Below are 26010 nucleotides of genomic sequence, written 5' to 3'. Positions count from 1 at the left end.
GTACCATAGTGGGCATGACTGAAGTACGCGTTCGATTTTGTCCCTCGCCCACCGGCACCCCGCATGTGGGTATGGTGCGCACAGCACTGTTCAACTGGGCGTATGCCCGCCACACAGGTGGCAAGCTGATCTTCCGTATCGAAGATACTGATGCGGCACGAGACTCCGAGGAGTCCTACTCCGCGATTATTGAGTCGCTGCGCTGGCTCAACATGGGCTGGGACGAAGGCGTGGAAGTCGGTGGGCCGCACGAACCGTACCGCCAGTCCCAGCGCATGGAGATCTACGCCGACATCTTGCAGAAATTGATCGATGCAGGAGAAGTGTACCCGGCGTACTCCACCAATGAGGAAGTAGTTGAACGCCACAAGGCTGCAGGCCGCGACCCGCAGTTGGGCTACGACAACTTCGACCGCGACCTCACCCAGGAGCAGATCGCCGCCTTTGAGGCTGAGGGCCGCAAGCCGGTGTGGCGCCTGCGCATGCCTGACAAGACGTGGGCGTGGCACGATCTGGTGCGCGGCGATATGGAGTTTAAGGCCGAGACCCAGCCAGACTATGTTGTGGCACGTTCTAACGGTGCGCCACTGTACACCCTGGTTAACCCCGTTGATGACGCACTGATGCAGGTGACCCATGTGCTGCGTGGTGAGGATCTGCTTTCGTCGACTCCACGCCAGCTGGCCATGTATGAGGCGTTGCAGCGCATTGGGGTGACTGACTTTACACCCGAGTTTGCGCACCTGCCGTTTGTGATGGGCCAGGGCAACAAGAAGTTGTCTAAGCGCGACCCAGAATCGAACTTGTTTAACCACCGCGATAACGGCATCATCCCGGAGGGCATGATCAACTATCTGGCTTTATTGGGCTGGTCGTTGAGTTCGGACCAGGATATTTTTACTGTCGAGGAGTTTGTCAACGCCTTCGATATCAATGATGTGTTGGGCAATCCTGCACGCTTTGACCAGAAAAAGCTAGAGGCCATCAACGCCGACCATATCCGTATGCTGGACCCGAAAGACTTTGAGCAGCGCCTGCGCGACTATCTGACGGAGTACACGGATTTTCCCGCCGACTACCCAGCGGACAAGTTCTCTGTGGCCGCCGAGCTAGTGCAAACACGCATCAAGGTGCTTTCCGACGCCTACGACCTGCTGAAGTTCCTGGTGACCCCGGACGAGGAGCTTGTGTTAAACGAGAAGGCCGCAAAGAAAAACCTGAAGGACACCGCCGTGCAGCCATTGGAGGCTGGCATCGCAGCTCTTGAAGCGATCGACGAGGGGGAGTGGACCACCGAGAATATTGAGGCTGCATTGTCGAAAGCATTGATCGAAGACCTGGAGTTGAAACCACGCGTGGCGTATGGCGCTCTGCGCGTAGGCATCTCTGGTGAGGCGATCTCGCCGCCGCTGTTTGAATCCATGGAGTTGCTGGGGCGTGATTCGACCTTGGCGCGCCTGAAGTCCGCGCGCGAGCAAACTCCGTACCAGGCTGCGCAGTAGAGCCGACCCTAGTAGAGCAGAACCTAATTATCCCAGGTTCTGCATGGACCTACTCGCTAGCGGCATTGTTTACTTCTACTGCGCGTCCGTTGAGATCCTGGGGCGGGCGTGCATTGCGGCCTTGGTAGCTTTCAAGCAAATCCAACTGCTGGGAAGAAGCCGTTATTGGCTGCATAAAGACATTCCATGCAAGGCCTTCAGTGCAACCCGGGGTGGTCAATGACCCTGAGTAGCTAACATACGTAGTCGAATCTGGGAAGAATTCGTCGAGGTTAATTGGGGAGCTTACAACCTCAGACGAGTCAGCCTGTTCGGAAGAATGATCGAGGATCTTTTCGAGTTCCTCGTGAGCAGCGCCTTCCTCGATTAGCACGCCGATTACCGCTAGGTTGCCGTCTGGATCTTGGTGGACGAAGTGTACCTCTCCGGCTGCCGGTTCTCCTTCAATTGTGTGCTCACTCGGTGTGTGAAAGTGGAACTGCAGCAGTTCGTAGTCCACCCCGTTGAGTCGGAGAGTATGTTCCTCTTCTGGATTGAATTGAATCGAATGACCAGTATTGATAACTTCACCGCTGGCTGGATTGTAACCTATCGCTAGTGCAGCGTCCGGTGAAGTGGCAGACGTTAATTCTGGAACATTTCCCGCATTCTGGCAGGCGGGGCAGCAACATCCGGGGCTTATTGCTTCGTTGATGTCAATGGGGGATTGTTCCTCTCCCGTCGAACACGTAGCGAACTCCGGTGATAGATCACCCCAGTTATCGGGACCATTTTCGCCACTGTATCCCCAATGGACCTCGTCGTTAGATTGCTCTTCGTTGGTAGTGGGCGAGGGTGACGGCGTCGTCTCTGCCTGGGACTTCGCGCGTTGGTCTGGGTCTGCTTGCTCGGAGCACCCGGCAAGGGCGAAGGCTGCAAGCAAGACCGAGGCAATGGTTTTCGCCTTCACGTTGGGTGAGGTTTTCATGAGTTTTAAACTCCTTGAATCGGTTCGGCTGGAAAAAGTAGATACATTCGTGTCGACCTACTTGAGGGTATAGCACAGTTATCAGCTTCGTGACCGAATTGAATAAGTTAAACCTTAAAATGTTTTTTGGGTTGAGCATTCCCAGGTCAGTTGTGTTGCGGCATCTGCCCGGGGGTGAATAAAAAGAGTCCGAATTGCTTCAGGAGGATTGTTGTTAGGTTGAGGGTGAAAAACGCGCTGACGAGCGGATTTGTGGGAAGTGTACTGGCCTGGTTATAGTATCTATCGTTGTGTTTAGCGAAGATAGAAGAGCCTGAAGGGTCCGATCCGCGCGAAGCAACAATGGCCTATGGTGTAATTGGCAACACTACGGTTTCTGGTACCGTCATTCTAGGTTCGAGTCCTGGTAGGCCAGCAGTGACTACTACGTGGTCACTGAGCAATAAAGTTCTAAGCCCCGTTCGTCTAGTGGCCTAGGACGCCGCCCTCTCACGGCGGTAACACGGGTTCAAATCCCGTACGGGGTACCACGGTGCGGTTACACACACCGCGTACAAATTTAAACGAGGCAGTTGGTGATTGTTCACTGGCTGTCTCGTTTTGTGTGTTGGGGTGGCTGATTGGTTTTGGTGGGTTTTCTGGGCTTAAGGGACATAATGGGCTTAAGGGGTCTTAATGCGTGCTTTCCTATACCCACACCCCGCTAATTTCAACCACCACCATGAAAAATTTGGGCTAGAGCAAACTGAAACCAAGCAAAGATACGTTTAGTAGGAATTTCTCGGAAGAAATCTCCGCATGAGCCGAAAAGAGCCTGAAAAGGCCGTGGCAGCATCGACTTTTGCGTCAGCGGCAGGAGGGAGTGTCCAGACGGCGGAGGTGCTCGAAGAGGTTAGCCAAGAAGCCTTAGTAGCCCGTTTATCCGGAAGCTTCTCTATGGTTCAGCACGACCTCTTGCGAGGAAGTCAAGATACCGCTGACTTCTCGGTTGGTGACTTTGGTACTAAAACTTCATTAACCGCCCCAGCAGAGCTCTGTAAGGTTACGCATGTCTCGGGAGTTAACCGACTAAAAGAGGGGCGTCTTTAACGTTTAGGTTTCAACGTCTGAAAGAATCATGACACCTCAACCAGGGCAACATGCACCTGCTAGTGCTTGTGGGGCCACCCGCTTGTCCAAAGATATCTACAAAACTATATCTTCAATGTGACGCAAGATGTTAATATCGTTCCAATATGTTTCAAGTCACATATAGGGAGGTGTGGGTAAGAATGCGTAAAGCCGTTGACTCTGCATTGGTCATTGTGGCTGTAATTCTCTCTGTGATCGCAATTGCTTTATCTGTACAAGGCTCTGGTGAGTCCGTCGCCCGTTCAAGCCTGACTATTGTCGCTGGCGCAGCAACGGGTGGGGGATGGGATACCACGGCGCGCTCCATCCAAGAAGTCGCTCGTGGCCAGGGGATCGTCAACAATGTTCAGGTGGTAAACATTCCAGGCGCGGGCGGGACTATCGCCTTGGAGAATCTCGTGCAAAAGTGGGGAAGTGAAAACATTCTCCTCATTACAGGCGGTGGGATGATTGCTTCGGCTGAGATAGCTCAGCCAGGTGCGTCTATCGCAGACGTCACGCCAATTGCTCGGTTAGCTGAGGAATATAGTGTCTTTGCTGTTCCGGCAGATTCTCCTTATCAAAGCATGGAAGAGTTTGTTGCCGACTGGATTAAGGATCCTCGGTCAGTTGCGGTAGGGGGTGCCGCTATTGGTAACACAGACCACCTGCTTGTCAGTAGGAGCGCCATGGCCCTCGGGATGGATCCGAAAGGGCTGAAGTACATCCCGTTCGAGGGTGGCGGTGAGATGCTCAATGCGATGCTGTCCAAATCAATTGATGTTGGGGTTACTGGTTACAGGGATATTCAAGATCAGGTTGAGGCTGGAACCCTCCGTGTACTAGCTATCTCGTCTGGTGAGCGAGTTGAGGGACTTGATGTGCCAACGCTTCAGGAAGCGGGTGTAGATATCGTCGCAACTAACTGGCGAGGGGTTGTAGCACCTCCCGGTATCAGCGAGGAAGCTACTCAGGAACTGATTGACATTCTTTTTGAGGTTCAGCAGACACCAGAGTGGGCCGAAATCGCTGAAAGAAATAGCTGGGAACAGACTTTTGTCTCGGGCGATGACTTCGTGCAGTTTGTTAAGCAAGAGCGTGAGAACGCCATAGTGACGGTGGAGGCATTAGAGCTGTGAGCTTTGTAGCAAGAGAAAATAAACGAGCTGAATCCGCTCAGTCTACCCGCGAACGCCGTGCAGGATTGTCAGAATTTGCCATGGTGGCCATCCTCATTGTCACGGGCATGATATTGCTTTCTGGGCACTGGACCATTGAGGTCATTGGCGAGACGCAACCGGGCCCTTTATTCTTGCCGACGATCGTCGGTGTATCTTGCCTTGGGTTAGCGCTAGCGCTTGCTTTTGATTTGTTGGTAAAACCGAAGCGTAAGCCACGAGACCTTTTGTTTCGCGACGAAACCGACATATCTCCGGATCTGCTCGACGATCTCGGGACTATCGAAGAAGTTGAACTTGAGGATGCGGTCCCCGGTTTGGCCGATTGGAAGTCGGTGGCCTTCGCGGTTATCGGCTTTGCGGCAATAGTTCTTCTGCTGCCATCTCTTGGCTGGGTTATCGGTGCAGCACTTCTGTTTTTCCTCATCAGTGTGATGCTTGGAAGCAGAGACTTCGTCAGAGACCTAGCGATCGGTTTCATTGTCAGCTCAGTCACGTATTTGTTGTTTGGGGTGGGCCTTGGCCTCAACCTGCCAACAGGGTTCCTGGGAGAGGTATTCTAATGGAACAGCTGTCTTTACTCGTCAGCGGCTTTGAAGCGGCGTTGACTCCGTACAACCTTCTATTCCTTGTCATCGGGGCAGTCCTGGGAACCGCCGTGGGTGTGCTTCCCGGATTAGGGTCGTCCATGGCGGTAGCGTTGCTACTGCCCATTACCTTTGCCCTCGATCCCACTGCCGCATTTATCATGTTCGCAGCCGTGTACTTCGGTGGGCTTTTCGGTGATTCCACTGCCGGGATTTTGCTTAATACGCCAGGTCAGGCATCTGCTATCGCTTCGTCGCTTGAGGGCCACAAAATGGCCCTTAACGGTCGGGCTGCAACGGCCTTAGCCACTGCGGCAGTGGGCGCCTTTATTGGTGGCTTAATCTCGACAACGATCGTCGTGTTCTTCTCGCCTTACCTTGTTGTTCTTGCGACGAAATTTGGTCCGGCCGAGTACTTTGCATTGGCAGTCTTTGCCTTCGTGGCCATCTCCTCCGTGGTGTCAGAATCGATCATTCGTGGTTTGGGAGCTCTGATGATTGGCGTTGCCCTCTCCATGGTGGGAATTGATGGTCCATCGGGAACTGAACGTTTTACTCTGGGCATCTCACAGCTCTTCGACGGTGTAGACATTGTGGTGGTAACCGTTGGCATGCTGGCTATCGGCGAAATCCTCCACCACATCGCCACAAAGAATACGGAGAAGGAGCGCGAGGAACTTTCAACAGGTAATGCTCGCCTGTCATGGGGTGATTTTAAGAGGGCACTTCCCTCCTTCCTGCGTGGTACCGCTGCGGGAGCGCCGTTCGGCATGATTCCCGCCGGTGGTTCTGAAGTGCCCACCTTCCTTGCTTACGGCAATGAGAAGCGTCTCGCGGCTAAGCGTGGGGATAAGGAGTTTGGAACAACAGGTTCGATCAACGGTTTAGCAGCACCTGAAGCTGCAGGAAACGCAACCGCAGGTACCGCATTGGGCACTTTGATGGCAATCGGTCTTCCGACTTCCGCTACGGCAGCTATCCTGTTGGCTGCTTTTCAGCAATTTGGTTTGCAACCCGGCCCTTTGCTTTTCGAGCGCTCCGGCGACTTGGTGTGGACGCTCCTCGCCTCGCTGTTTATTTCGCTGGTGGTGCTGCTCATTCTGAATCTTACGTTGGCGCCAGTGTGGGCGAAGCTGCTCCGCATCCCCAACAACTATCTCTATGCAGGTATTGCCGTACTGGCAACGCTTGGCGTATATGCGGTGGGAGCCTCGGTTGTCGACCTTCTAATCATGCTGGGATTGGGAGTACTCGGATTTCTTATGCGCATGTACTCCATGCCTTTAGCCCCGCTCCTTATTGGTGTTATTCTGGGGCCACTGGCCGAGGTTGAACTGCGGCGTGCATTGACTATCTCTGGTGGCGATCCATCTGCGCTTGTCAACAGCCCCATCACGATCGGGATCTATGTGTTCCTGTTGGGAGCAACGGCAGTGTCCGTTATCCAACACGTCCGCAACATCCGTAAGGAAAGGAGCGGCCGGGCTACTGTAAAAACTTAGACCTATACCGATTTCGTCGGCTGGGGAGCTTGGCTCGGTTGGTTAAGGCACGGACGGTCGTAGCTACACACCCAATTCGCTATCCTTTAGGATGACACGGCAGGTTTAGCTTTTACCATTGGTTCGACGCAAGCAAATACCTAGACAGCCACGAAGCTATCGAAGACTACTTGGCTATTGCGTTAGAAGACGGTGATACCAAGACCATACAAATCGTGCTTCGCGACATAGCGCGGGAGCACGGGATGACCCAACTGGCGCAACAGACCCGGTTAAACCGGGAATGGCTCTATAAGGCACTTTCCAAAGACGGAAATCTGTCCTTCGCGACAATTACCAAAATTATGAAAGCTCTCGGACTTAAATTAACACTTGCTACGCACGATTTTTAGTTCGGGATTCTTAATACAGCTATGTGCCAGCCGCCGACAGAGGATTCTCACCGGATTATTTAGTTTTCGTTTCTGGTAGAAGGGCCGCTGGTCGTGTCATCGCCCATAGCGGCGCAGGAGCTGGGGTTGGACATGCCACCGGTTTCTAGTTTTGAGGTTGCGGCGGTGGAGCTCGTTGTCGGTGAGGCGTTCACGAGACCTTTAGTGGACTTGTAAACTCAGGAGTCGTCGTAAAGCTCTGGTGGTGGGGTGCCGGGATGTCGGGCTCTGCCTTGTCGGCTTAATCGAGTTTTGCCACAACCACCAGCAACACATGGTCTCGCACGCTCAGGCGGACTTTTCTGAGGGGCCTGTCAGGAGTATTTCAGTGTGGTGTTGTATAGTCACAATCCTGAGAATACCGCACGAAACTTCTAAGTATAGATAGATTGATCATGAAACTTCTTTCTCGTTTGGCCGTCTCTGCAGCACTAATGCTTGCTGCTACTACGTCCGGTCCTGCCGCTCATGCGGATCAAGCATCTTCCGAACACAGCTACGTATTGGCGAGTAGCTGCTCGAGCCACGCTAGTAGCCTAAGCTCTAGTTCGCAGAGCTGCACTGATGAAAAACCATCCTTCCTACCAGGACTCTTGTCTTGGTGGATCAACGCAATCCAGAAAGCCTTGGCAGAATTCGGCTTCGTGTTGCCTGATGCTGGGCAGTCGGTTGAATACGCGGGAGCTAAGCCTGCGCCGGAGGAGCCTCACACCCATGCTCCTGATCCCGTTCGGGCCGATAATGACGCTGCTTCTGTAGACCCCCTTGCGCCAGGTTTCAAAGCTCCCGAAAACCTATGGTTTGCTTCCCATACCGCGCACGCGGCCAATGTGAAGGGGGACTCCGGAGCCTTTAGTGGGACTGTGACCAATGGCTACCACTTAATCACCACCAACCGTGCGGGCGAGACTGTGAACTGGGAAAAACCGGTCGGTATCGTGGTGCGGTTGCATGGCGATGGCCGAGGTGAGTACGACCGAGGCGCGTATGGGCACTCAACCTGGGAGATTGTCGACGAAGCGATCAAGGAGAACATGATTGTTCTGTTGCCAGCCACCCCAGATACTAGGACTAAAACATGGTGGCAGCCCTCAGAGCTGACAAAGAATCGTGCTTATGTCACCTCCCTGGTAGACAGCATTAGCTCCGACCCTGCATATCCGAACATCAACCGCTCTGATATTTTCTGGTACGGCTACTCCGGTGGAGCCGAGTTCCTCGGGTATGACTTGCTTACTCATGGTGCAGAGTACGTCACATCGGGTGCTCTTCTGACCGGCGGCGGTGGAGCCCCAACGTGGCACCGAGACCGTTACCAGAGCACTGTCTCCCACCACCAGCTATCCTCTGTGCCGGTTTCCTGGGTTACGGGTGAAAATGACTTAGGAACCGGGAACGCTCCATTTTCTCGAAGAAGCAATGGTTTTAACGCGGTAGCTGCCTCTCGGAAAGGGTTTCACTACTACTGTGGCGGAGCAGTACACCCTGCCGGGCCAAACAAGTGGCAGTGCGACGATAACGCCGCTGGCTACACCCAAGCTGAGCTAGAGATTCTTCCTGGAGAGGATCACTACTCCATTGATGCCGCCGAGGTGCTCGCCAAATATCTTCCCCAGCGTGCTCGAACAACGCCGAACATCGATAACTAACGCTTGACTGCTTTCCTAGTAGAGCGGGAGAGACCGATAACTGACTTCATGTTATCGAACCAGAGTTTTGCTAGGGAGGCACACACTTTCAGGGCCCCGTTAGTTGATCTCGTCAAAGGGGAGGGCCAAAGTCTTACGGGTTTTTGGCACAGTCCGTCGAAAGCTGAATATTTTCTTACGTGGACTATGCACATCGTGGTGGCGCGTGCCATTCTATAGTGGTGGACAATATCGTAGATACCGCGCGTCCTGCGGGCAGCGGTGAAAGAAAGTTTTTCGGTCAGCCATGGGGTCTGGCCAATCTGTTCGGAGTAGAGCTGTGGGAGCGCTTTAGCTTCTACGGCATGCAGTCGATCCTCGCCTTCTACCTTTATTATTCCGTCACCGATGGCGGGTTGGGGATGAGCGAGGTACAGGCACTATCCATCGTGGGTGCGTATGGCGGTCTGGTGTACATGTGCTCGCTTGTAGCATCGTGGCTGTCAGACCGTATCCTCGGTCCAGAACGGACACTATTGTGGTCGGCCGTCACTGTGATGCTAGGCCATATAATTCTTGCCGTCCTACCTGGTTACGTCGGCCTTTCACTAGGGCTGGTCCTGATTGCGCTAGGTTCTGGCGGTGTGAAGACGTCGGCTCAGGTGGTGCTTGGCCAGCTGTACTCGCGCGAGGACCCTCGTCGTGACGCGGGCTTTTCCATCTTCTACATGGGCATCAACATTGGTGGTCTGCTCGGCCCGTGGCTGACTGGTTTAGCTTTTGCCATGGGCGGCTTTCATTGGGGTTTTGGCGTGGCTGCGATCGGTATGGCAATTGGTCTGATCCAGTACTTAGCCATGCGCAAAACGACGATCCAAGACGCCGGGCACCACGTTCCTAATCCACTGCCACAATCCGACTATTGGAAGTGGGGTGTCGGTGCTGTAGCGCTGGTTGTGGTTATCGTGGTTTTGATCGCTACTGGGGTAGTGCGTGTTGAGTGGCTTTCGACGATCACTGCTGCCATTGCGATTGTCGCAATGGTGGTGTTACTGGTGCAGATGTACAACTCGAATTTAACAACGCCTGTAGAGAAGTCACGTCTGCTGGGTTATATTCCCTTGTTGGTTGGCGGCATTGCCTTTTTCGCCATTTTCCAGTCTCAGTTCACTGTTCTGGCTGTCTATTCTGATCAGCGCTTGGACCGCAGCTTCTTCGGGATTGAACTTGGCCCAGGGCAAGTACAGTCGTTCAACCCGATCTTTATCATTTTGTTTGCTGGTGTGTTCGCCGGTTTGTGGACGAAGCTGGGGGAGAGGCAGTGGTCGTCGCCAATGAAGTTTGGTGTAGCCAACATGATTATCGGAGTGTCACTGTTCTTTTTCATCCCGTTTGCAGGAGGTGGCCCGAACTCAACGCCGCTGTGGGTAATCGTGTGGATCTTATTCCTGTTCACCATGGGCGAATTACTGCTTTCTCCTGTGGGTAATTCATCCTGACTTCCACAAGAACATGTGTTCTAGGGGTGTGATTTTGGTTTGACCTTGGGGTTTGTTTTTTGTTGGGTGGGTGTTGGGGGACTAATTGGGGTGATAGGGTTAGCGGGTGGCGTCTATTAAGTGTGCTCGTACTGCTTCGGGGGCGGTGAGTGTGCAAGTAGTACGAAAAGTTGGTGGGCGTACTGAGGTGATTAAGCATTTTGGGTCTGCTCATGATGATGGGCAGTTGGCGGTGTTGTATTTAGCTGCGGAGTCTTTTTTAGGCCGTGGCCAGCAGTTATCGTTGCCACTTGAAGGTGTAGGTGATGATCGGCATATCCCGGTGATGGATGATTTTGCTGATTATCGTCACCGTGATGACAGTGTTGATCAGCAGGAACTTGATCTTGGTGCGGTTCAGACACACACCGAGTCGGTGCATGCTGCCCAGGATTCGGGTGCTGGTGATCGGTTATCGGGTAGTCGGGATGGGCAGGCTCGGGTGGTTGATACTGCGAATAAAGTGTTGTGGCAGGTGCTTGCGCGGGTGTGGGATGTGTTGGATTTCGGGATTGATGATCCCTCGTTTCAGGCGATGGTTATTGCCCGGATTGTTGAGCCAACCTCAAAAGCCCAGGTAGGGCGGGTACTGACAGGTCTTGGTCAGCCTTCCCGGCATGTTAATACCTGGTACAACACACTAAAACGTGCTGTTAAAAATGATTATCGGGCTCGTATTGGTGCTGCATGTCATCGTTATGTGCGTTCACGTCATCAGGTGACAATGGTGTTATATGACGTGACCACCTTGTATTTTGAGACACCGAAAGAAGACGAGCTACGCAAAGTTGGGATGAGCAAAGAACGCCGTGTTGATCCTCAGATCGTGGTCGGCCTGATTACTGATCTGGAAGGGTTCCCGCTTCACGTGGAATTTTTTCACGGTAAAACAGCCGAAACAACAACATTGATCCCGATGATCAACGCCTATATCCAAGCCCATGATCTTGTTGGTGTCGTCGTTGTTGCTGACGCGGCGATGCTATCAGCAAAAAACCTAGATGCACTTGATGCCGAGGGTATTGACTACATTGTTGCTGACCGACTGAAAAAAGCGCCCTACGACATCACACTTGATCCCGATGACGAGGACAGTATCGATGCTCATGATGGTGCCATCGTTGAAACCACCAAAACAATGGGAACAGGTACACAGGCTATACAGCGACGTGCGGTGATCGGGTTTAGTGCCAAACGCTACCGCTACGACATCAGCTCGCTAGATAAACAACGCCAGAAAGCACACGAGATAGCCACCAAGAAACGCTCAGCACGCCTACCGAGATTTGTGGCCAAGAAAAACGGGCAGTTTGTCATCAACGAACAAACCTTTGCTCAAGCCCGGGGTTTAGCAGGATGGAAAGGCTACGTCACCAGTATCGATGCCCAACAGGTAGACGGCAGTCAGATCATCGGGTTTTATCACCAGCTCTACCACATCGAGCAGGCCTTTCGAATGGCGAAAACAGACCTTGATGCGCGCCCAATGTATCACCACACCGAAACCGCTATCACCGCACACATCACCGTTGTCTTCGCCGCCCTAGCCCTGTCAAAACACATCTACCTGACCACCAACACCACCGCCCCGAAACTAGTCCAACGCCTCAGCACCTACCGCCACAGCACAATCGAAATCAACAACACCCGCATAACCATCCCACCCGCAATAACACCAAAAGACCAACAACTAATCAACACCCTCACCCAACACAAACCGGGGGACTAAACCCAATTGTGTAAGTCAGGTGCCATTCTATAGTGGTGGACAATATCGTAGATACCGCGCGTCCTGCGGGCAGCGGTGAAAGAAAGTTTTTCGGTCAGCCATGGGGTCTGGCCAATCTGTTCGGAGTAGAGCTGTGGGAGCGCTTTAGCTTCTACGGCATGCAGTCGATCCTCGCCTTCTACCTTTATTATTCCGTCACCGATGGCGGGTTGGGGATGAGCGAGGTACAGGCACTATCCATCGTGGGTGCGTATGGCGGTCTGGTGTACATGTGCTCGCTTGTAGCATCGTGGCTGTCAGACCGTATCCTCGGTCCAGAACGGACACTATTGTGGTCGGCCGTCACTGTGATGCTAGGCCATATAATTCTTGCCGTCCTACCTGGTTACGTCGGCCTTTCACTAGGGCTGGTCCTGATTGCGCTAGGTTCTGGCGGTGTGAAGACGTCGGCTCAGGTGGTGCTTGGCCAGCTGTACTCGCGCGAGGACCCTCGTCGTGACGCGGGCTTTTCCATCTTCTACATGGGCATCAACATTGGTGGTCTGCTCGGCCCGTGGCTGACTGGTTTAGCTTTTGCCATGGGCGGCTTTCATTGGGGTTTTGGCGTGGCTGCGATCGGTATGGCAATTGGTCTGATCCAGTACTTAGCCATGCGCAAAACGACGATCCAAGACGCCGGGCACCACGTTCCTAATCCACTGCCACAATCCGACTATTGGAAGTGGGGTGTCGGTGCTGTAGCGCTGGTTGTGGTTATCGTGGTTTTGATCGCTACTGGGGTAGTGCGTGTTGAGTGGCTTTCGACGATCACTGCTGCCATTGCGATTGTCGCAATGGTGGTGTTACTGGTGCAGATGTACAACTCGAATTTAACAACGCCTGTAGAGAAGTCACGTCTGCTGGGTTATATTCCCTTGTTGGTTGGCGGCATTGCCTTTTTCGCCATTTTCCAGTCTCAGTTCACTGTTCTGGCTGTCTATTCTGATCAGCGCTTGGACCGCAGCTTCTTCGGGATTGAACTTGGCCCAGGGCAAGTACAGTCGTTCAACCCGATCTTTATCATTTTGTTTGCTGGTGTGTTCGCCGGTTTGTGGACGAAGCTGGGGGAGAGGCAGTGGTCGTCGCCAATGAAGTTTGGTGTAGCCAACATGATTATCGGAGTGTCACTGTTCTTTTTCATCCCGTTTGCAGGAGGTGGCCCGAACTCAACGCCGCTGTGGGTAATCGTGTGGATCTTATTCCTGTTCACCATGGGCGAATTACTGCTTTCTCCTGTGGGTAATTCATTGGCAACCAAGGTCGCACCTGTGGCCTTTGAGTCGCGTCTGTTTGCGGTGTGGCTGATGGCGGTGTCGGCCGGCACCGCGCTATCCGGCACTCTTGGTGGTTTCTATGATCCGTCTTCTGCAGAGGCGGAGACCCAGTTCTTTATCACCACGGGCGTTGCTGCGATTGTGATCGGTATCGTACTGATCGCCATGCGCAAGTGGGTGCTTACTAAATTTGTCGACGTCCGCTAGAGCGGGCATCCACGCGAGCGTAAGCTTTCTTCTTCGCACTTTTCGACGCTTGTTTGAAGCACGGTCCGAGAAAAGCTCCACGGGTCACATCACCCTGATCCGCGGGGCTTTTTGGTTTGCTTAATCGATCACACAGCCGACTTTTGTAGCGCCCCAAATGCTAAAATTATTAGGGTAGGTTTACCTAACAAATCATGATCAACGCCCACGTAGTTAAGCAATGGGCGAGAAAGAGGTAACAATGTCTGCCGTTCCGGCCCTAGAATTGCACGGCGTATCCGTGTCTGCTGGTGATAAAGTGATTTGCCACGACGTCGACTTGGTTATCAATGAAGGTGAAAAGCATCTTTTGCTCGGCCCTAACGGGTCGGGCAAGTCATCGTTGTTAGCGGGGATCATGGGTATCAGCCCGTTTAAAATTACTGCCGGTACCGCACTATTTTATGGCGATGATCTGAAGGACATGCCCGTCGAAGAGCGTGCTGAGGCAGGAATCGGCCTTGCCTACCAGCGGCCACCCTCGCTGCAGGGAGTGCAGGTAAAGAATCTGGCAGCGGCGATTGGCGCGACGGAATCACTAGAAGAGATTGCCGGGAAGTTGCAGCTTTCTCACCTGATTGGACGTAACGTGAATGTTGGTTTCTCGGGTGGGGAGACAAAACGCTTTGAAGTGTTGAAGCTTGCGTTGCAGTCTCCCGCGTTGTGTCTTTTCGATGAACCAGAGTCCGGCGTGGACTTAGAACAGGTAGACACGGTTGGCAAGGCGATTTCGCAGCTTCTGGATTCTAAGGATTCTCGAGGCAGACAACGCTCTGGTCTGGTGATCACTCACACCGGATTTATCCTCGATGGCATCGATGCCGATGTCGCCCACATGATGGTTGACGGCACCATCGTTGCTGCCGGGGATGCGCACGAGATGTTCGAGAGTATCCGCACCCGCGGATACCGGACACGCAGCGCCTCATAAATATGCCTCATAGAGATGCCTCGTAGAGACGAGGAACAGCTAACAACTGGCACGTCCACACCATCAATCTGAAAACACAAGGAGTGTTTGAAATGTCGACCTCACTGGTAAACTCGCCCGAGAATCTAGGCCCTGCCTCTGTCACTACTAACTTGCTGGAATCCGTGGGTTGGAGTCCGGTTGAGAACCGTGCATCCACATCCGTACTTGTTGATCACGATTTTCAGGCACTGGAATCGCGTGATGAGGATGTCCTGGTCATGCCCCTGGCCCAGGCGCTGACAACGTACCCGTGGGTGCAAGAATTAATGTTTAGCTTAATTGAGCCCGACGAGGACGAAGTGCTGCGTCGCGCGTTTGAATCATCGCGTGACCCGCTGGGAACATTCACGTGGGTTAAAGACGGCGCGCAGGTGACCATGCCGAGGCAGTCTTTTACTGTGATGACTGTTCCTCAAGAACGCCAATTTGTCCACGACATCACCGTCATTGGCGCTAACGCCACTGTGGATTCGGTGTCTGGCTCTGCAGTAGCACCCGGGCTGACACAGGGCACCCATGTGTCTGTAGCGGAAACGTTTGTGGGCGACGGTGCTAAGGTCCGCTCGGTTGATGTGGATCGTTGGGGCAAGAACATGCGCGTGCACAGCTATGACTGCACAAAGGTCGGGAAAAATGCGGCCATCAGTTCGGTATCGATTGCCGTATCAGCGCTGAAAGATTCTGTTTCCACGTCGCGGATGGAACTAGGGGAGGGTTCCTCCTGCACGGAGCACTCCATTGTTTTCGCGCCTGCAGGTACCACCCGAACCATGAAGAGCGACACCGTCTTGGTCGGTAAGGGAGCGCAGGCGGAGATTGTTTCGCGGATGGTTTCCGATGGTGGCACCATCCACAATGAGTCCACTTTACGCAGCACTACATCCGACGTGCGCGGTTTCCTAGAGTGCGACGGCTTGTTGCTTGCCGACGGTGGTGGCATCCTTTCCGTCCCGGCGCTAGACGCGCAGGTGGCCGGTGCGCAGCTTTCGCATGAGGCCTCTGTGGGCATGATTGACGACGAAAAGTTGGACTATCTCAAAGCGCTTGGGATGGACGAAGATTCAGCACGCAACCTGATTGTTCAGGGCTTTTTAAACCTTGAGGATGACAGGATACCGTCGTCTGTTCGGGCCCGAGTCCAGGAGCTTGTCACTGCTGCTCAAGGCGCTGAGAAGATGTAGCACCGCGAGAAAGATCGGCGCTGTGCACTTTAATCGCGCGGCGCACGGTAGCGGCCAGTGCCCATTCAAGCGGGCCCTGGCGGAGCCAGATTTTCCACAAACTTGCAAAGGCCACAGCGACGATGACGGTGACGAGAAATTCGCCTGTTTGGAGGGATGGCTCATCGATAAAAAGTGCCGGTTTGTCCTGGTAGAAGCCGTCCCACCATAGCTGTTCCTTGTCCCACAACGTTGGGTAGTCCACCGAGTGTGCGACCTTGTCTTGGTAGATTTCCCACGGCATGTCGGGAACGTACTGCCCGGTTGTGTCCGGTTTCTTGGAAGGGCCAAACTCGTTGCCAAACACGTGCGTTAAGAGAGGCTCAGTGATCACGTGCAACGTGTAAATCGTCAGCGGCATCGTGCCGATTGCGCGCAACGGATAAGTGACAAAGACCAGTGGGATCCAGCGACACAGCAATACACATAGTGCGATCATGCCCGCTGCACCCAACAGGGTGGTAAGAACATCGAAGAGCCCACCAGAGTGAGCATTGACTGCGAAATAATCTAGCAATGCAGACGGAGCCTTCGGCTCAATGAAGTCTTTTGAGTCCGTGAAATCCTTCGCTTCCACGGGTTGAGAGGGTGAGTACATGGCCGTGCTAACACCACTAGTATCTTTCGAGGAAGCTCGGAAGGGGTACGCAGCAGCGACCGCGAGAAATCCCACCGCAACTAGCACCAACGCTATATTCTTATGCGCCTGCAGAAGTCGATGGACAAGGATGCCACCTACACCGTAAGCAATCCACGCGAGGAGGGGATAGGCCCCACCGATCAGCGGCTCATAACTAAACACGGTGGCCAGAGCTTTAACTGCGGGACCAGCCAGAATCAATATCGCCAGGGTGATCACGAGTCGGCGCGATGACCAGTGGTGAATGAGTACCAACACAAGCATCTCGATTGCGATTGTTGTCAGCACGACCATAATCATGCTGGGCCATAAAGAAAGTGCTAAACCAAGCAGCAGGATCAGAGTTGCGCGCACTCCATAACCATAGGAGGTGGCAAGGTGCGGGCGGTTCGTGAGGATAATCGCTGTGGACACTCCAACGAGTACAGCAAATAGTGCCGAAGGGTAGCCGTTGGAGAGCCAGTCGCCTGGGTAAACAGCGGGAGTAAAGTGCGCGGCAATCATGCCGAAGATGGCGATGGCGCGGGCAAGATCGTATCCGTGAATCCGGCGGGTAGCGGGCTTGGGTGGCACAGCGGACATAGCTACTAATTATGCCCCAGCCTCTCAAGGTGTTATAAATCAGCTGTTGAGAGGCCCGATGTGGTTTATCCGTCGCGGCGTGGGGTAGTTTTCAGTGTCTCGAGAGTGGCTAACTCCAAAGATTCGAGAATCTCGGAGACTGAATTAATTTCGGACTCGAGCCGGTTAAGACGCTCTTCCTGCTCAACCGAAAGCTGGCCAAGACCTTGAAAATGCTTCAGGCGGCTATAGCGGCCGGCAAGCAGGGAACCCCAGAAAATACGTAAGTCAAGGATCTCTTGTTCGCCGGGCACCGGTTCGCCGTTGTGAAAAGCGATGATATCGGCTAATTGTTGCTCCACCATTGCCAGGTCCATATCACCTCCGGGAAGACCCTCATCAGAATCAAAGGTGTCCACACCAGTGCGCGTAGGGCCACCCGGGGTGTCATAGAAACGATTCAATGTCATCGACTCAGCAGCTAAAACAGGCTGGTTCACCGGCAGAATCTGCGGGTTATCCACGCCAAGAAGTTGCTCACGGCTCATCCGAATAAACGTGTTCTGGCCTTCCATCCCGGGTTTGGTACATTTCAGCCCAACACCAAAAGACTCCAAATCCTCCTGCTGGAACATATAGCCGAGATAGCGTGCCCGCCGGTTGATTTCAAAGTCGTCCGGTGTAGCACCCTCAAGGTGAAAGTTAATGTGCTTGATATAGTCGCGCACCCGGCCAACTTGATCGTCGTTAAGCATCATGTCGTCGTATTTGGGTCCTACCATGAATCTCACACCTTCTTAGATCATCTGCAGGCGGTCGTAGCTGTCGGTGTCTTCGAAGAAGCCACCTTTGCCGTTGCCCACTATGTCAAAACGATTGACCACTTCGATGCGGTCGAGCCACTTTGCGGAGCGGAAACCGGTAGAAGTTTCAAGGCGCAAACGCATCGGCGCACCGTTTTTAATCGGCAGTTCATCCCCGCCATAACCAATCGCGATCAAGGACTGAGGCTGGACCGCCTCTTCCATCGGCATGGTTTCGTAGTAGTAAGAGCCGCGGTAGAGGTCGTCGTCACGCGTCATATGCTGGAAACTGTGCACCACCACATCGGTAGCACCGTCGAGTGGCTTGACCAGGTCTAAAATCCTGTGCAATGGCACCCCATCCCACGCACCAACAGAGGAAAAGCCCTGCACACAGTGGTGTACTGTGTTCTGAGAATAGCCGTCTGCCAGTTCACGCAGCTGTGGCAAGGTTAACCGCATAGGCTTTTCGACGAATCCTCCTATCTCAAGTACGTAGTCATCGTCATAGTCGTTGCATACCAAGGCCATATAGGCCTCCGTTGCAGGGGGCATTCCTGACGCGCGGTGCTCACTTGCCGGAGTGATCTGCTCATCACGGTACGGAGTGGGCTGGGCAGGCATCTTACGCAGCGTGCGTGTCAACGGCCGGACAACAACGTTGTGAATCTTCTCAACAAGGCGAGGATTGTCCATCGATGTTTTCGTGGCCCACACATGGAATAACACGATGAATGCAAGCCCGGTGGTAAAGATGACGCCACCGGCGATCGGACGATCAGCGTGGCCGAAGACCATCTTGGACACTTCATGCCCGTAGCCATGCATAACCACCATCGCGACGTGGATAATGATGAACACGATGTATGCGATCAAACCCCAAAAATGCAGAGTGCGGATTACCTGGCGGCCACCCATCGCCTTAGAAATACGGGGAAAACGGTTATTAATCGCCGGTGACTGGAAGGCCCCGGTAATCATCATGAACAGTGGCAAGATCAGCACCACAAAACCGTAGGACAGCTGCTGAACTGCGTTAAACGGGTAACCCTCCATAGCAGGAGGAATCTGGAAAGCAAGATAGCTGACCATATCCTCCCACGCTTGAGCAAACACGGAAAGGTCTTCTGGCCAGTAGCGGCGCCACTGCCCAGTCAACAGGAGCAGAGCCCAATAAATCACCATGAGGGTGACCCAGCCGATGACGGAAATGAAGTGCCAGTAGCGCCCTTGCCCAAGAGCACCGTGACCGGGAAGCGAGACTATCGGATGATAGTCATCGTATTCACCAGCGACGGGGTAGTATTTCTTGCGCCGTTTTTGCTTAACGGTGAACTGCGCCCACTGTTTGCCCGCAGGAGTATGAACCGAGCTGTGAAGTTTAGGGAAAGTGCCTAGAATCTCAATACCGCTACGGATAAAAAGCGTGACAAACAAAATGTTCACAAAATGTTCGATGCGCAACCACACTGGAAAGTCGGTGATCATGATTAATCCTCAAATCCTTGTGAGTCAGGGTAGGCAACTAGGACACCGTATCCAATAGCCCAGCGCAGAAGCAGATAGCCGAAACCACAAAACATCATGGTGTTCCACGCTGCTGCGGTATATAGTTCGGCACCGTTCCACACGTAGGGGGCGGTGCCGAACAACCCACCAGCGTATGTAAACAGTGCAGCGAAAGCTGGAAGAAGCCCAAAATCCCACACTCGCTGCTTATAGAAGATCATTCCGTAGAGGACGAATGCTAGAGAGAGGCCTGCCACGAAGTAGAGGACTGTGTCACTGCCAACGAAGATGTCAAAGTCCTGGGCGGAGACATAAAACGCACAGACTCCGAGCAAACCGATGACGAAAAGGAGGACGGCCCGGGTAAGGTGTGGAAGATTGATGCGAATGTACCGGAAAAAGGGGGCTCTTTTCCGTCCGGGTGGGACGTGCTTTTTTACATCGTGGATATCTGGATCCACTCTCTTTGTAGAAGCTGACACGGTGTCCTCCAAATGGCTAGGGAAGCAATTTCAGGCTCGTAGGCGACCGCCGGAGAACGTCGAATTGAGCTACCTTCCATTCTAATGATCTGCGGAATAAGAGCCATGCAAAACAATTGTTCTGCCCCGACAAAAGGTGCTACCTGCGAGAAAAACACATGTTCTGTCCGGGCGGGTCTTGTAATCCTAAATTTTTAAGTGTCTGCCTTAGATTGGTAAGTAAGTGTTTCGGAAGATGAATCCTTTTCCCATTGGTTCGTCGAAGCTGCCGGAGAAGCTCCGAATCACCTAGTCACGCATACATTCTGCTTAGAAAGGCAACGACGACTATGTCCGACACACTGATTCTCGGGATGTCTCCGATGGTCTTCTTCGGCCTCATCGCCTCAGCGGTGCTGCTATTCGCATTCGCCATGCTCAACCTGGGGAAATGGACTCCCGACTCTTATGCTTACCAGTTCAGTAATTTCGCTGGCGCAGCCTTCCTTGCTGCATCGGCCTTTTCACCACTTAATCTGGGTGTCTTCCTCACTGAGCTGATCTGGAGCTTGTTGGGCCTGTACGGCATCATCAAAATTTTCCGCCGAAGAAAGCGGGCGGACCGGCCTACACAGCCCCAAACACCATCAGCCTCGCAGGCATAGAACTACATCCACCTCATTTTCGCTACAGAAAAGAAAGTCTGAAGTTTCATGGAATCCTTAGTTTTTTCTACTGAAATAGGCCTTATCGCGGGTGTGTTTTTTGTCATCGCCTACGGCCTGCTTAACTTCGAAGTCATCACTGCTGATTCACCGATCTATCAAGGACTGAACTTCCTTGGGGCGCTCGGGTTCGTCTACACGGCTATTTCCCCATTCAACCCCGGTTTGTTCGTTGTTGAGGCGGTCTGGGCAGTCGTAGCGCTGTTCGGCCTAATCAAGATTTTCTCGGGCAAGGGCATCACGAAGGAAGACAAGCTAGAGAATCCCGAGGCGAATTCAGCTACGATTTAGGGCATGCCCTCGCCATCCGAAACAACCAAGCGTGAGCGGATCATCGAAGCCGCCATAATGAGTTTGAATCGTGATGGCATGGAGGGGACTACGCTACGACGGGTCGCTGACATAGCAGGGGTGTCGTTGGGGGCGATTACTCACCACTTTAATGACCGTGAGACCTTACTTATTGAAGCAATGGCCTGCTACGCCACCAGCACCCTAGAGTCGTATGAGTCCTTCTTTGCAGACGCAACCGACTTGGAGAGTGCGCGACGTAGCGTGGTGAAATTGTTGACAGCTCCCGCAGACGCACGATTTCCCGCAGGAGTAGGCAGCGAACTGTACAGTATCTCGCTGCGTCGCCCGCGCTACAGACTCATTCTTGATAAATGGACACGTGCTTCGCGAGAGATAATTGGGCGCTACTTCGACGAGGAAACAACCTATGTTCTTGACGCATTGTACGAAGGCATGCTTCTTCACCGGCGGATGAAATTGGGCCAATATCCTGATGAACTCGTTTATAAAGCAGTGACAAGGTTGACCCCACCCGACACTTATATAGGGCCAGGAAGCTCCCGTTAGAATCTCGGTGATTCTGACCTGCATGAACACCCGCGATAGCACAACGATAACCGCATCGTTGGATCCACCAAAATAGGGGAGTCCAGGGTCAACACCGCACTGGTCTCACAACGTACTGGAGCTTGCTCGGCGCAGGTAGCACCGACCAGTACGGCAAACCCGACTGGCTGCCAGCGCGGGTGACTTGCAAAAGATGGCTCTTAGCGGTTGGTTGTTAGCGGTCGGTGCGGGGTTCTCGTACCCATGCGCCGATGACACCGGGGATGACTTCGGGGCCTTCACCAAGCAGGGCTTTTAAATTGCCTTCACGTTCCACGGCACTGGTTTTTATTCCACGTACAGACCCCGACCCGTGATTACCACGACGGCCACCTGCCGTACCGGCTGCACCACGGCCTGCACCCATCATCCCACCAACGGGTGTACCACCATGAGCAGCGTGTGCCGATGAACCTGCCCCCAGGCCACCAGCAGAACCCCGACTCACACCACTACTACCGTGACCGCCTAGACCACCGGAACCGGCACCGGACGGTGGCTTACCTCCACCAGCGCGCCCACCACTATCGGTGCCGACGACGGTTCGACCGCCGATACCGGTGGTCAAGGGGCGAACCCCAGAACCTGGCCCGCTTCCCGGCCGTACTACCCCTGCTGCACCCGGTGCACCCACACCCGCACCTGGGCCGGTTGTTCCCAGGCGTGTGCCAGGCCGGGTGTGCGCCATAGCAGTCCCAGAAGGAGGCAACGCCCCAAACTGACCGGCAGCAGGAGTTGTAGCAGGTGTCGCTGGTGATGCTGGTGGTGTCAGAGCACCAGAATGCGCCCCCGGGTGAAGTGGTGGTGGCAACACAGGCGCAGCAGCCGAAGCTGCAGCCGTAGAAGTCGGCACATGCCCGGCCATCACCGCATCTAACGTGTCAGCCCCGCTGCGCTGAAACTCAGCAGCAAGTTCCTGCGGATCACGCATCCGTGCCGCCTCCCCCATCCCATAATGCTCCATCGCATCCTGCACAACCGCAGGCAACGCAGTATCTTCCCACACCGGCAGCGACCTACCAGGGTTTCGACCACGAGGGCCAACTTCTCCTGCCGAACCACCATGAGGATCATCCATCGATGGTAATAACTGGCCAACACTGGGCAACGCCGGGCCCAAAGTAGTCGTCATCGCAGGCGGAAACGACTCGAGATACGACTGCTCAATCGTGCGCGCCAACACAGGACTTGTCGCATTCGCCAGCCCATAAAGATAAGCGACCTGGGCCACCTGCTGCGCCTGAGCCTGGCCTGCTGTTGCCAAACTCGTGGTATTAGTGGCCAAGCTATCCGCATTCGATGCAAACGTATACCCCGTCGACTGGATCGTGCGGATCGTAGCCATCGCCAACTGGATTGCTTCAGTCTCAGCGGAGCTCTCCAGATCACCGAGTACTTCATTAAGACTATCGGCAGCAGAACGGACTTTTGATGCCAGACTCGTCCAGTCACCAGCCATTGAGGTTGGAACACCGTGATTCGTACTCGCGAACTGCCCCGCCAAAACCACAAGTGACGGTGGGCGAACAACCACAGGTGGGACCACCACCAAAGGTTGGGTATCCGTGTTGGTGATACTGCCAACAGGGATATCCGCAAGTGGCGAGCTGGTCAACCCCCGCATACCAAGCTGAGCACCTACAGAAACACTATGCTGATACGCCTCCAGCGCGGCAGCAAACGCCTCATCCCCATTGACCACATCAGCAACATTGCGGCGTAACGTCGTCGCAGCATTAACAAACCGATCAGTAAACGCCTGCACCGACTCCTGCCCGTTAGTTGACAGAATAGTTGCATGCATCTGCCCCACCTCCGACAACCCCGACACCGAAGAATAGGTTAGATCAGCAAATATCGATACTATATCTTCGTTGCTGATCGGAAATTGCCCGGATGTCTCGAGTTTCTGTGCAGCCGCCAAGACCTCCACTGGATCAAAGTTCAGCATCATATCCCCCTAGTTATATGTCGTTAATGTGTGAATGATTCAAGTAACTGCAGTGCACTTGCACATGCTTGTTCTTTCGGTGTGCCGTAATAGTCACCGTTAGCGACAACGCCTATTGTTCCGCGTTCGGTTTCGATCCCAATACGGCACATACGTGGGCCGTCAGTCTCCATGATGTACTCAAATACCCCGTCCAAGACGTCGGATTCTACCTCATGGGAATACACCCCACCATCGATGTGCTTCTGCTTCGTCGCAATGTTCCCATACACTGAGAAAACAACCTTCGGGTGTTGCGGACCTGCGATAAACGTACATCCCAAAATAGTGCCAGCGCCTGCTGACAAGGTAATCCCGTCTGTGGTGAAGCCTCGTTCCTCGATCTCTTCCGTCGAGATTTCCTGACACGGATCAAAGACGTCAGGATACAACTCGTCCGGATCGAACGGGCCGATCCTTATGCTGCCGGAATCAAAATGGAACGCATCAGCTTTCGGCGCCACCGCCTGTGATGCTTCACCCAGAGCCCCAGCGGCACCGGCTTCTGTTCCAGCACCGTGTTCTGTCGTCGCCTCCTGCTCGGCCACAGTGGACCTATCAGGCTCACCTATGACAGCAGAACACCCCGACAAAACACCAGAACATCCGACACACACAGCAATAACTGTCGTAGCAATAGTCATCCGTTGCAATAGGTCCTCCCCCGAGTTGAAACACCAACGCCCACCATACTGCCACACCCGCCACCACCACGCAGCACGTGAACAAAACAACACAAGAATAGGTCCCCGCTCCGTGTTTGTGTGAGATTGCAGTAATGCCTCGCTAGTGTGTGAACGATTCAAGTAACTGCAGTGCTACCGAACAAAGCGCATCTACCGGAATCCCGTAGTGATCCCCATCAGCGATCACCCCGATGGTTCCGCGTTCGGTTTCGATTCCGATACGACATGTCAGCGGAGGATCTTCCTCCATGGTGTACTTGAACACACCGTCTAAGACATCGGATTCCACCTCATGGTCGTAGACCCCGGCATCAATATGGCTTTGTTTGGTGGCGAGGTTTCCATATACAGAGTATGCAGCATTAGGCAGCTGCGGACCATTGAGTAAAGCACACGCAAGTAGAGTGCCAGCCCCAACCGATATGGTGATTCCGTTTGTGGTGAAGCCTCGCTCCTCAATCTCTTCCACCGAGATCTCCTGACAGGGATCAAACACGTCAGGATACAACTCGTCCGGATCAAACGGGCCGATCTGAATCGTGCCGGAATCAAAATGGAACGCATCAGCTTTCGGCGCCACAGGCTGTGATGTTTCACCCACGTCATCAGCACCGGCTTCTGTCCCAGCACTGTGTTCTGTCGTCGCCTCCTGTCCGGCCACAGTGGACCTATCAGGCTCACCTATGACAGCAGAACACCCCGACAAAACACCAGAACATCCGACACACACAGCAATAACTGTCGTAGCAATAGTCATCCGTTGCACTGGATCCTCCCCCGAGTTGACACACCAACGCCCACCATCCTGCCACACCCGCCACCACCACGCAGCACTTGAACCAACAACACAAGAATAGATCCCAGCTCCGTGTTTGTGTGAGATTGCAGTAATGCCTCGCTAGTGTGTGAATGATTCAAGTAACTGCAGTGCACTTGCACATGCTTGTTCTTTCGATGTGCCGTAATAGTCACCGTTAGCGATGACTCCGATGGTTCCGCGTTCGGTTTCGATCCCAATACGGCACATACGTGGGCCGTCAGTCTCCATGACGTACTCAAACACTCCGTCCAAGACGTCGGATTCCACCTCATGGGAATACACCCCACCATCAATATGGTCTTGCTTGCTTGCTAGGTTTCCATACACAGTGAAGACAATTTTCGGGTGTTGCGGACCCGCGATGAAAGTACACCCCAAAAGTGAGCCCGACCCTTCTGACATGGTGATTCCGTCTGTGGTGAAGCCTCGTTCCTCGATCTCTTCTGTTGAGATTTCCTGACATGGATCAAACACGTCAGGATACAACTCGTCCGGATCGAACGGGCCGATCCTTATGCTGCCGGAATCGAAAGGGAACGCATCAGCTTTCGGCGCCACAGGATGTGATGCTTCACCCAGAGTCCCAGCAGCACCGGCTTCTGTCCCAGCACCGTGTTCTGTCGTTCCTTGCTCGGGCACTGTGACCGTACCCGGCCCACCCAACACACCAGAACATGCTGACAACACACCAGCACAAACAACACTAGCTACAACAGAAAAACCTCTACGTTGCAATAGGTCCTCCCCCGAGTTGAAACACCAACGCCCATCATCCTGCCATACCCGCCACCACCTCGCAGAACGTGAACCAACAATGAAAAGGGCAGACCCCTGGTCATTTATTATTGGGGTGTGAAGGATAGGAAGTAGCATCCTGCGACGACTGCCAATTTCGAGTTCTGGATCGCGTTTAGCGAAAGGGGGGTGAGCGAAGGGGTGCGTATCGTCGCTTGTGATGACTGATGGCGTGTTTTGGCTAAGGCAACTGAGG

At 53.7% G+C, this 26010-nt stretch carries 24 protein-coding genes and 2 tRNA genes; 17 read left to right on the top strand and 9 right to left on the bottom strand.

Translation table 11 applies throughout. The features are described 5' to 3' along the window. The first annotated feature begins 14 nt into the window (after positions 1-14). On the top strand, positions 15-1502 hold the full coding sequence (gltX, locus tag CKV99_RS06260; RefSeq protein ID WP_092257300.1) for a glutamate--tRNA ligase: 1488 nt from the start codon (positions 15-17) through the stop codon (positions 1500-1502). 49 nt (positions 1503-1551) lie between these two features. Here gltX and CKV99_RS06255 read toward each other — a convergent pair whose 3' ends face one another. Continuing rightward, a complete protein-coding gene (locus CKV99_RS06255) occupies positions 1552-2469 on the bottom strand; it encodes a carbonic anhydrase (RefSeq protein WP_092257303.1) in 918 nt (305 codons plus the stop codon). Between the two features lie 343 nt (positions 2470-2812). Between CKV99_RS06255 and CKV99_RS06250 the strand changes: the two genes are divergently transcribed. The 13 genes from CKV99_RS06250 (at position 2813) to CKV99_RS06190 (ending at position 15885) form a co-directional block, all read left to right on the top strand. Beyond that, a tRNA-Gln gene (locus tag CKV99_RS06250) sits at positions 2813-2884 on the top strand. Between the two features lie 39 nt (positions 2885-2923). Continuing rightward, positions 2924-2999, top strand: a tRNA-Glu gene (locus tag CKV99_RS06245). A gap of 741 nt (positions 3000-3740) precedes the next feature. Next, on the top strand, positions 3741-4718 hold the full coding sequence (locus CKV99_RS06235) for a tripartite tricarboxylate transporter substrate binding protein (RefSeq protein WP_157728383.1): 978 nt from the start codon (positions 3741-3743) through the stop codon (positions 4716-4718). Next, complete coding sequence (locus CKV99_RS06230) at positions 4715-5320, top strand: tripartite tricarboxylate transporter TctB family protein (protein WP_095114692.1); 606 nt, start codon at positions 4715-4717, stop codon at positions 5318-5320. The genes CKV99_RS06235 and CKV99_RS06230 overlap by 4 nt, the downstream gene beginning before the upstream one ends. Then, a complete protein-coding gene (locus CKV99_RS06225; protein ID WP_092257315.1) occupies positions 5320-6846 on the top strand; it encodes a tripartite tricarboxylate transporter permease in 1527 nt (508 codons plus the stop codon). Before CKV99_RS06230 ends, CKV99_RS06225 begins: the two co-directional genes overlap by 1 nt. A 170-nt stretch (positions 6847-7016) precedes the next feature. Next, on the top strand, positions 7017-7238 hold the full coding sequence (locus tag CKV99_RS06220) for an addiction module antidote protein (protein ID WP_231910197.1): 222 nt from the start codon (positions 7017-7019) through the stop codon (positions 7236-7238). A gap of 93 nt (positions 7239-7331) precedes the next feature. Further along, entirely contained in the window at positions 7332-7454 is a 123-nt protein-coding gene (locus CKV99_RS14960; protein ID WP_256232189.1) for a hypothetical protein, read from the top strand. Positions 7455-7870: 416 nt separating this feature from the next. Beyond that, positions 7871-8926: a hypothetical protein gene (locus CKV99_RS06215; RefSeq protein ID WP_092257321.1), complete on the top strand. Its 1056-nt coding sequence runs from the start codon at positions 7871-7873 to the stop codon at positions 8924-8926. A gap of 218 nt (positions 8927-9144) precedes the next feature. Beyond that, positions 9145-10404 (top strand): peptide MFS transporter, encoded by a 1260-nt coding sequence (locus CKV99_RS06210; RefSeq protein ID WP_231910196.1) that lies wholly within the window; start codon positions 9145-9147, stop codon positions 10402-10404. A 106-nt stretch (positions 10405-10510) separates the two neighbouring features. Next, on the top strand, positions 10511-12172 hold the full coding sequence (locus CKV99_RS06205) for an IS1634 family transposase (protein WP_157728321.1): 1662 nt from the start codon (positions 10511-10513) through the stop codon (positions 12170-12172). 32 nt (positions 12173-12204) lie between these two features. Beyond that, complete coding sequence (locus tag CKV99_RS06200) at positions 12205-13692, top strand: peptide MFS transporter (protein WP_231910195.1); 1488 nt, start codon at positions 12205-12207, stop codon at positions 13690-13692. 241 nt (positions 13693-13933) lie between these two features. After that, a complete protein-coding gene (locus CKV99_RS06195) occupies positions 13934-14662 on the top strand; it encodes an ABC transporter ATP-binding protein (RefSeq protein ID WP_092260127.1) in 729 nt (242 codons plus the stop codon). Positions 14663-14754: 92 nt separating this feature from the next. Continuing rightward, entirely contained in the window at positions 14755-15885 is a 1131-nt protein-coding gene (locus tag CKV99_RS06190) for a SufD family Fe-S cluster assembly protein (RefSeq protein ID WP_092260125.1), read from the top strand. Here CKV99_RS06190 and CKV99_RS06185 read toward each other — a convergent pair. From CKV99_RS06185 to CKV99_RS06170, 4 genes are all read right to left on the bottom strand, one after another. After that, on the bottom strand, positions 15854-17146 hold the full coding sequence (locus tag CKV99_RS06185) for a hypothetical protein (RefSeq protein WP_092260123.1): 1293 nt from the start codon (positions 17144-17146) through the stop codon (positions 15854-15856). The two genes, CKV99_RS06190 and CKV99_RS06185, sit on opposite strands and share 32 nt — an antisense overlap. A gap of 65 nt (positions 17147-17211) precedes the next feature. Next, positions 17212-17907 carry a hypothetical protein gene (locus CKV99_RS06180; RefSeq protein WP_092260121.1) on the bottom strand — a complete coding sequence of 232 codons (696 nt, stop codon included), beginning with the start codon at positions 17905-17907 and terminating at the stop codon, positions 17212-17214. Positions 17908-17922: 15 nt separating this feature from the next. Beyond that, entirely contained in the window at positions 17923-19416 is a 1494-nt protein-coding gene (locus CKV99_RS06175; protein WP_092260119.1) for a molybdopterin-dependent oxidoreductase, read from the bottom strand. A 2-nt stretch (positions 19417-19418) separates the two neighbouring features. After that, a complete protein-coding gene (locus tag CKV99_RS06170; protein WP_231910194.1) occupies positions 19419-19919 on the bottom strand; it encodes a hypothetical protein in 501 nt (166 codons plus the stop codon). A 329-nt stretch (positions 19920-20248) separates the two neighbouring features. On the opposite strand from CKV99_RS06170, the gene CKV99_RS06165 reads away from it, so the two are divergent. Genes CKV99_RS06165 through CKV99_RS06155 form a run of 3 tightly spaced genes read left to right on the top strand, consistent with a single transcriptional unit; the run spans position 20249 to position 21484 of the window. Continuing rightward, positions 20249-20563 carry a CBU_0592 family membrane protein gene (locus tag CKV99_RS06165; protein WP_231910193.1) on the top strand — a complete coding sequence of 105 codons (315 nt, stop codon included), beginning with the start codon at positions 20249-20251 and terminating at the stop codon, positions 20561-20563. Positions 20564-20611: 48 nt separating this feature from the next. Further along, the gene (locus CKV99_RS06160) at positions 20612-20914 is read left to right on the top strand and encodes a CBU_0592 family membrane protein (RefSeq protein ID WP_092260115.1); all 303 of its coding nucleotides are present in this window, start codon (positions 20612-20614) and stop codon (positions 20912-20914) included. A gap of 3 nt (positions 20915-20917) precedes the next feature. Continuing rightward, positions 20918-21484, top strand: a complete 567-nt coding sequence (locus tag CKV99_RS06155; RefSeq protein ID WP_092260113.1) for a TetR/AcrR family transcriptional regulator — start codon at positions 20918-20920, stop codon at positions 21482-21484. Between the two features lie 214 nt (positions 21485-21698). Here CKV99_RS06155 and CKV99_RS06150 read toward each other — a convergent pair whose 3' ends face one another. The 4 genes from CKV99_RS06150 to CKV99_RS06135 form a co-directional block, all read right to left on the bottom strand. Continuing rightward, positions 21699-23477, bottom strand: coding sequence for a hypothetical protein (locus tag CKV99_RS06150; RefSeq protein WP_095114690.1), 1779 nt, complete (start codon positions 23475-23477; stop codon positions 21699-21701). 20 nt (positions 23478-23497) lie between these two features. Further along, positions 23498-24157: a DUF3558 family protein gene (locus tag CKV99_RS06145; protein WP_095114688.1), complete on the bottom strand. Its 660-nt coding sequence runs from the start codon at positions 24155-24157 to the stop codon at positions 23498-23500. Positions 24158-24299: 142 nt separating this feature from the next. Next, the gene (locus CKV99_RS06140; RefSeq protein ID WP_095114686.1) at positions 24300-24956 is read right to left on the bottom strand and encodes a DUF3558 family protein; all 657 of its coding nucleotides are present in this window, start codon (positions 24954-24956) and stop codon (positions 24300-24302) included. 141 nt (positions 24957-25097) lie between these two features. Then, a complete protein-coding gene (locus CKV99_RS06135; protein WP_157728381.1) occupies positions 25098-25706 on the bottom strand; it encodes a DUF3558 family protein in 609 nt (202 codons plus the stop codon). Between the last annotated feature and the right edge of the window lie 304 nt (positions 25707-26010).

The sequence above is a fragment of the Corynebacterium cystitidis genome, assembly GCF_900187295.1.
Taxonomy (GTDB): domain Bacteria; phylum Actinomycetota; class Actinomycetes; order Mycobacteriales; family Mycobacteriaceae; genus Corynebacterium; species Corynebacterium cystitidis.
The sequence above is the reverse complement of the archived record's forward strand: the minus strand, read 5'-3'. Positions and strand labels throughout refer to the sequence as shown.

Bases quoted from the DNA above. Each gene is read 5' to 3' on its own strand.
- gltX (WP_092257300.1), top strand. From the start codon at position 15: ATGACTGAAGTACGCGTTCGATTTTGTCCCTCGCCCACCGGCACCCCG.
- CKV99_RS06255 (WP_092257303.1), bottom strand. From the start codon at position 2,469: ATGAAAACCTCACCCAACGTGAAGGCGAAAACCATTGCCTCGGTCTTG.
- CKV99_RS06235 (WP_157728383.1), top strand. From the start codon at position 3,741: ATGCGTAAAGCCGTTGACTCTGCATTGGTCATTGTGGCTGTAATTCTC.
- CKV99_RS06225 (WP_092257315.1), top strand. From the start codon at position 5,320: ATGGAACAGCTGTCTTTACTCGTCAGCGGCTTTGAAGCGGCGTTGACT.
- CKV99_RS06195 (WP_092260127.1), top strand. From the start codon at position 13,934: ATGTCTGCCGTTCCGGCCCTAGAATTGCACGGCGTATCCGTGTCTGCT.
- CKV99_RS06190 (WP_092260125.1), top strand. From the start codon at position 14,755: ATGTCGACCTCACTGGTAAACTCGCCCGAGAATCTAGGCCCTGCCTCT.
- CKV99_RS06185 (WP_092260123.1), bottom strand. From the start codon at position 17,146: ATGTCCGCTGTGCCACCCAAGCCCGCTACCCGCCGGATTCACGGATAC.
- CKV99_RS06180 (WP_092260121.1), bottom strand. From the start codon at position 17,907: ATGGTAGGACCCAAATACGACGACATGATGCTTAACGACGATCAAGTT.
- CKV99_RS06175 (WP_092260119.1), bottom strand. From the start codon at position 19,416: ATGATCACCGACTTTCCAGTGTGGTTGCGCATCGAACATTTTGTGAAC.
- CKV99_RS06165 (WP_231910193.1), top strand. From the start codon at position 20,249: ATGTCCGACACACTGATTCTCGGGATGTCTCCGATGGTCTTCTTCGGC.
- CKV99_RS06160 (WP_092260115.1), top strand. From the start codon at position 20,612: ATGGAATCCTTAGTTTTTTCTACTGAAATAGGCCTTATCGCGGGTGTG.
- CKV99_RS06155 (WP_092260113.1), top strand. From the start codon at position 20,918: ATGCCCTCGCCATCCGAAACAACCAAGCGTGAGCGGATCATCGAAGCC.
- CKV99_RS06150 (WP_095114690.1), bottom strand. From the start codon at position 23,477: ATGATGCTGAACTTTGATCCAGTGGAGGTCTTGGCGGCTGCACAGAAA.
- CKV99_RS06145 (WP_095114688.1), bottom strand. From the start codon at position 24,157: ATGACTATTGCTACGACAGTTATTGCTGTGTGTGTCGGATGTTCTGGT.
- CKV99_RS06140 (WP_095114686.1), bottom strand. From the start codon at position 24,956: ATGACTATTGCTACGACAGTTATTGCTGTGTGTGTCGGATGTTCTGGT.